This window comes from Ruminococcus sp. RTP21204st1_B2_RTP21204_210225 (assembly GCF_040914135.1).
Classification (GTDB): Bacteria; Bacillota; Clostridia; order Oscillospirales; family Ruminococcaceae; genus Hominimerdicola; species Hominimerdicola aceti.
The window spans coordinates 1-5,062 of record NZ_JBCPGA010000080.1; the positions used below are offsets into that span (position 1 = coordinate 1).

Annotated in this window: 9 protein-coding genes; 8 read left to right on the plus strand and 1 reads right to left on the minus strand. The window is 38.5% G+C overall.

Annotation, left to right across the window (positions count from 1 at the left end):
- Together AB5123_RS13735 and AB5123_RS13740 are read left to right on the plus strand one after the other, a co-directional pair.
- On the plus strand, positions 1–201 hold a 201-nt coding region (locus tag AB5123_RS13735; protein ID WP_368364957.1), incomplete at its 5' end, for a hypothetical protein.
- A 253-nt stretch (positions 202–454) separates the two neighbouring features.
- The gene (locus AB5123_RS13740; protein ID WP_117859721.1) at positions 455–889 is read left to right on the plus strand and encodes an RNA polymerase sigma factor; all 435 of its coding nucleotides are present in this window, start codon (positions 455–457) and stop codon (positions 887–889) included.
- Positions 890–1,075: 186 nt separating this feature from the next.
- On the opposite strand, the gene AB5123_RS13745 is transcribed toward AB5123_RS13740, so the two are convergent.
- Entirely contained in the window at positions 1,076–1,252 is a 177-nt protein-coding gene (locus tag AB5123_RS13745) for a hypothetical protein (RefSeq protein WP_181979786.1), read from the minus strand.
- Between the two features lie 302 nt (positions 1,253–1,554).
- Between AB5123_RS13745 and AB5123_RS13750 the strand changes: the two genes are divergently transcribed.
- The 6 genes from AB5123_RS13750 to AB5123_RS13775 all read left to right on the plus strand — a co-directional run.
- A complete protein-coding gene (locus AB5123_RS13750; protein ID WP_181979785.1) occupies positions 1,555–1,713 on the plus strand; it encodes a hypothetical protein in 159 nt (52 codons plus the stop codon).
- A gap of 11 nt (positions 1,714–1,724) precedes the next feature.
- Positions 1,725–1,844, plus strand: a complete 120-nt coding sequence (locus tag AB5123_RS13755) for a DUF3789 domain-containing protein (RefSeq protein ID WP_117859719.1) — start codon at positions 1,725–1,727, stop codon at positions 1,842–1,844.
- A gap of 72 nt (positions 1,845–1,916) precedes the next feature.
- Complete coding sequence (locus AB5123_RS13760; RefSeq protein ID WP_117859718.1) at positions 1,917–3,461, plus strand: recombinase family protein; 1,545 nt, start codon at positions 1,917–1,919, stop codon at positions 3,459–3,461.
- 55 nt (positions 3,462–3,516) lie between these two features.
- Positions 3,517–3,792 (plus strand): type II toxin-antitoxin system Phd/YefM family antitoxin, encoded by a 276-nt coding sequence (locus tag AB5123_RS13765; protein ID WP_242989039.1) that lies wholly within the window; start codon positions 3,517–3,519, stop codon positions 3,790–3,792.
- Entirely contained in the window at positions 3,792–4,100 is a 309-nt protein-coding gene (locus AB5123_RS13770) for a type II toxin-antitoxin system RelE/ParE family toxin (RefSeq protein WP_038670429.1), read from the plus strand. Before AB5123_RS13765 ends, AB5123_RS13770 begins: the two co-directional genes overlap by 1 nt.
- Before the next feature lie 111 nt (positions 4,101–4,211).
- Positions 4,212–5,062: recombinase family protein (locus tag AB5123_RS13775; protein ID WP_368364958.1), on the plus strand; the 851-nt coding region annotated here is incomplete at its 3' end.

The window sequence follows — 5,062 nt, forward strand, 5'->3', positions numbered from 1 at the left end:
ATTCTCATAATCGCCGGAAGATACCTTGCGCTGCTTTGTGCAATGCTCATCATCTATTTTCTGTCAGCGAAGCTCAAAAGCGTTATATCGACATTCCTTGCGGCGACGGCGGTGCTTATTTTGCCGATATTGCTTGCGCTGCTGGGGATAGGGTTCTTTGATTATGTGCTGTTGAATCCGATTCTAATCGGGAATATATAAAGCGTGCCAAATAATTTTTGCAATTAATAATATTAAGAGACAATTTATATGATTTAGGAGCATAACAAATAGAGCTTTTAAAGCTGTTAGTTATGCTCCTTTGTATTTTATAAGTAAAACTCCGTTTATTGCTTTAAAAGCAGAAACGGAGTTTTTTATGCCCATTTTTAAAAACTGGCAATACTATATTGCCAAATATCCGTAAGCCTTCGTTTTGATTCAAAACAAAAAAATCAAAACGGAGGAATAAAGAATGAGTAAAAATACGGTTCGTGTTTATGACACGATAACCAAGAAATACGTTGAAGTCGAGGTGAATGAAACGGTTCGTACATATTACGACAGAACGCAGTGGAATATTGAAGATAATGACAAGTCGTTCTATAAGCACGAGATCCAGTTCTCTGCGTTGAAAGGAAACATTAACGGAGAACTTGAAAATTTCAAGGAGTTTCGTACTGATGATGATTCGGTTGAAAAGTGTATTATCAGACAAGCGGAATATTCGGAGCTGTATAAATGTCTTGCTAGCCTACCTGATGATGAGCACTCAATAATTATCATGATATATTTTTGTGGCAAAACCGAGCAGGAAGTTGCTGATATATTACATACATCACAGCAAAATGTGCACAAAAAGAAACATAGGATTTTGTGCAGACTAAACAAATTTTTAAAATCTCAATAAAAAACGGTTGTTAAACTCCTTGTTTCTTCCCCTATACAAGTGTAAGGGGAAAGAAAAGCTCCTTAAGCATCTTGAAAATTGAATATCAACTCTGCAAGCACGTTAATCACACGGCTGGTATGAAATCTCGGCAGCCGCATGAACCATACGCCAAGACCTCAAACGAGCGAGCGATAACTATGACGTTCAGACCTTTGAATAGCTTTCAAAGTCGGCGATGAAACGTGTGAGGATAATGATACTTCCAAGTGAGGGCTGATAGAGCGGGTGAGACGCCCATGAGATCGATACGCTGTCGATCGCCTGCAGAGTTCCGCCGCAGCGGATATCGAGGATAAATACTGCGGGAAACGTCCGAAACAAAATGGATCGGACGAAGGCAAAACGAATTAAAGTTATACCGCACTGTTGTTTTGCAGTGCGGATATAACTCAAGTGCAGAAGCGTTTTTTCTGCATTTGAGTTGTATATAGATTGGAGGAAGATGAGTTGCTTAATAAAAAAGACATTGCCGATTGGGATAAAATCCGCAAGAGGTTTCTTAAAATAAAGAACAGAAATTATGTTTATGTCAACGGGCAAGAATGCCGAAAATGCGTATGGTCAAATACGGAATCGGGAAAAATATTTTGTACAAAAATGTGCAGGAAGAAAGGCGATAAGATATGACTAAGTTCGGACAGGCAGAGTATAACGACTTTATGGCAAGGATATTCGCAGATAAGCTTGATAAACTTCTTAAAGAAAGCGAAAAACAGAATTACATCAACAGAAATACAGAAGATATATATAAAGAATTTGCGTCATCAAAAGACGCAGCGTAGGAGGTATCGAGATGTTAGGATTTGTTATTGGAATATTTATCGGCGAAATTATTGGAGTATTCACAATGTGTCTGTGCAGAGCAACCTCAGAAGCAGACAAATGTATGGATTCCACAGATTCTGAGGAATAAATTTGTTGGGTATGGTGATACCATTCAGTAAAAATTTGTGGTATCCTTGTTAGTAAAACAGAGGTGAATAATATGCCTACAGTAACGGTGATACAGCCGATCATAGCAGCAGAACAAAACACAAAGATCCGTTGTGCCGCATATTGCCGAGTATCAAGCGATTCAGAAGATCAGCTCAATTCCTTTATGGCTCAGACAAGATACTACAGCCAAGTTTTTAAGGATTCGGAAACCGAAGAATTGATTGACATATATGCCGACGAAGGTATCACAGGAACCCGAGAGGACAAGCGTGACGAGTTTCAGCGTATGCTAAAGGATTGCCGGCGTGGTAAGATAGACAGGATTTATACGAAATCAATAAGCCGATTTGCAAGAAACACCAAAGACTGCCTAAAAAGCGTCCGAGAACTTAAAGCTCTTGGGATTACAATATTTTTTGAGAAAGAAAATATCGATACTGCCAATATGACCGACGAAATGATGATCACCATCATGGGCGGTCTGGCGCAGGAGGAGTCCACTTCGATTTCACAGAATATGCGGTGGAGCATAAAAAAGCGAATGGAAAACGGTACATTTGAGCTGTCATGCCCTCCATACGGATATATCAAAGAAAATGGAAAGCTTGTGGTCGATCCTGCTCAGGCACAAACTGTTCAGAATATATTTTCATGGTATTTAAGTGGTTATGGAATAATATCAATAGTAAACAGACTAAATCACTTTAATACTCCTTGCTGTAAAAGGAGCAACAAATGGCATATGTTTGGGGTAACATACATACTTACAAATGAAAAATATACCGGAAATACAATGTTTCAAAAAACATATTCAGGCACTACCCTGCCCATTCAGCGGTATAAGAATAATGGTGAGCGTAACAAATACTATGCAGTCAATACTCATCCTGCGATAGTATCACAAGATGATTTTGACAAAGTACAAGCTCTTATGTCAGAAAAAGGCGAGATATTCTACAAAACTGAAAAACAGAAATGTGTTCTGAGAAAAATAATGAAGTGTGGGCAATGCGGCAGTACTTATATACGAAAGAAAAGCCGTGATAAGTATTACTGGTCATGCCGAAAACATGATTTGAAAGCCAGTGAATGTTTTTCCAAACGCATACCCGAAAGCGATATTTATTATGCGTTTATCAGAATATGCAATAAGCTGATAAGTAATTATACTCAAATTCTCATACCTCTTCAAACAGCATTACAATACTTAAAGCTGAAAAAATTCAGCGGTCAAACTCAGGTTATGGATATACACAAAGAAGTAGCCAAGCTCAAAGAACAAACTCACGTCCTTGCAAGACTTAAAACAAAAGGCTTTCTTGACGAGGCTAAATACATTGAGCAGACTACTGAGCTTACGGCAAAGATCAACAAACTGCAAGCAGAACTGAAAAAGCTTACACGCTCAGACGATGAGGACGAAACACTTGATCAGATAGATATGCTGATCGACTTCTTTGAGAAAAGAGAAAATCCTATGACAGAGTTTGAAGAAACGGCATTTGAGAGTATAGTTGAGAAGATTGTGGTTATAGATCAACATGAGTTGGAGTTTCATTTGATCGGCGGATTAAAATTCAAAGAAAATGTATAAAGCACATTGACAATTTAGCATAATTATGATAAAATATATTCAGGAGGCGATGATTATGGATATGAATATGATAAGACCCGTTTCGGATCTAAGAAACAATTTTGCGGATATTTCAAAAACCGTGCATGAAACTGAACAACCCGTCTTCCTCACTAAAAACGGATATGGCGATATGGTCGTTATGAGTATGGAGGCTTTTGAGAAAATGCAGTTTGAAAGCGACGTGTATTTCAAGCTTGCAGAAGCTGAAAGAGAAGCTGAGGAAACAGGCGAACGTTTTTCTTCAAAGGATGTTCTCAGCGCAATGAAAGCGGCGGCGAGAGGAGAATAATGTATACGATTGAATATTTACCGATTGCCAGACGCGATATGGTCGATATTGCAAAATATATCGGCGTAAAGCTTGCAAATCCGGATGCCGCTGAAAGACTTGCGGAGAAAATGGTTGAATCTGCCGAAGATTTGGCAAATATGCCGTATAAGTGTCCGATGTATATTCCGGTCAAGCCTTTGAAGCATGAGTATCGTAAGCTTATAGTTCATAATTATATTATGTTTTACTGGATAGACGAAGACAAAAAGCTTGTAACGATAGCGAGAGTTGTGTATTCCGGACGAGATTATGAAAAGTTGTTATAACTGAATCTAAATGCCTTGCAAGTCAAATCGCAAGGCATTTTTTTGTTGCTATTGGTAATAGCTTTTCAGGGAAAAATGTGATATTCTTGTAGTCTGAAAGGAGGCAACGTCATGGCAAAGAATCGTACAATCCCATTCGGTTACTGTATGAAAAACGGCGAGATAACAACCGAGCCAAAAGAAGTTTACGCAGTTGTTACAATATTTGACGAGTATCTGAAAGGCAGAAGTTTGTCTGAGATCGCAAAGCTTATGCAGTCAGAGAAAATTCGTTACAATGCTGATTCGGACAAGTGGAACAAAAACATGGTCAAGCGAATAATCGAAAATGAGAGATATCTTGGAACTGAGAAATATCCGCAATTGATCGCCGAGGACATTTTCAGACAAGCAAATGAAAAGCGGGTTAAAAAAGCAACCACGCTTAATCTGATATCCGATGATTTACAGGAAATTAGAAATGTTACATACTGCGCCGAATGCGGTCACAAACTTTCAAGGATAGGCGGCAATTCAAAGTATGAGCATTGGGATTGCAAAAATCACGATTGTTACAAGCTTGAATATCGGATTACAGATCAAATGATCATAGGTGCTGTACTTAATGTTATTAATTCGGCAATAGCAAATCCAAGTCTGTTGGAATCGGGCGGCGAGATAAGCACATATTCACCTACTGCGGATGTGATACGAAAACAGAATGAGATCAATCAGATGACAGATTCTCCGCAAGTGGATTTTGACAGAGTAAAATCCGAAATTTTCAAACTTGCCGAGATGAAATATGATTGCTGCACTTACAATGACAGCCCGCAGAAAACAGAGGAAATCAAGGCTTTGCTTGAGAATCACAAACAATTAAATACACTCGATATTGGCTTATTTAAAGCGTGTGTTTCACGAATTTGGATAAGCCATTTTTGTGTCATAGAGGTTGAGCTTATTAACGGAATACGTATTAA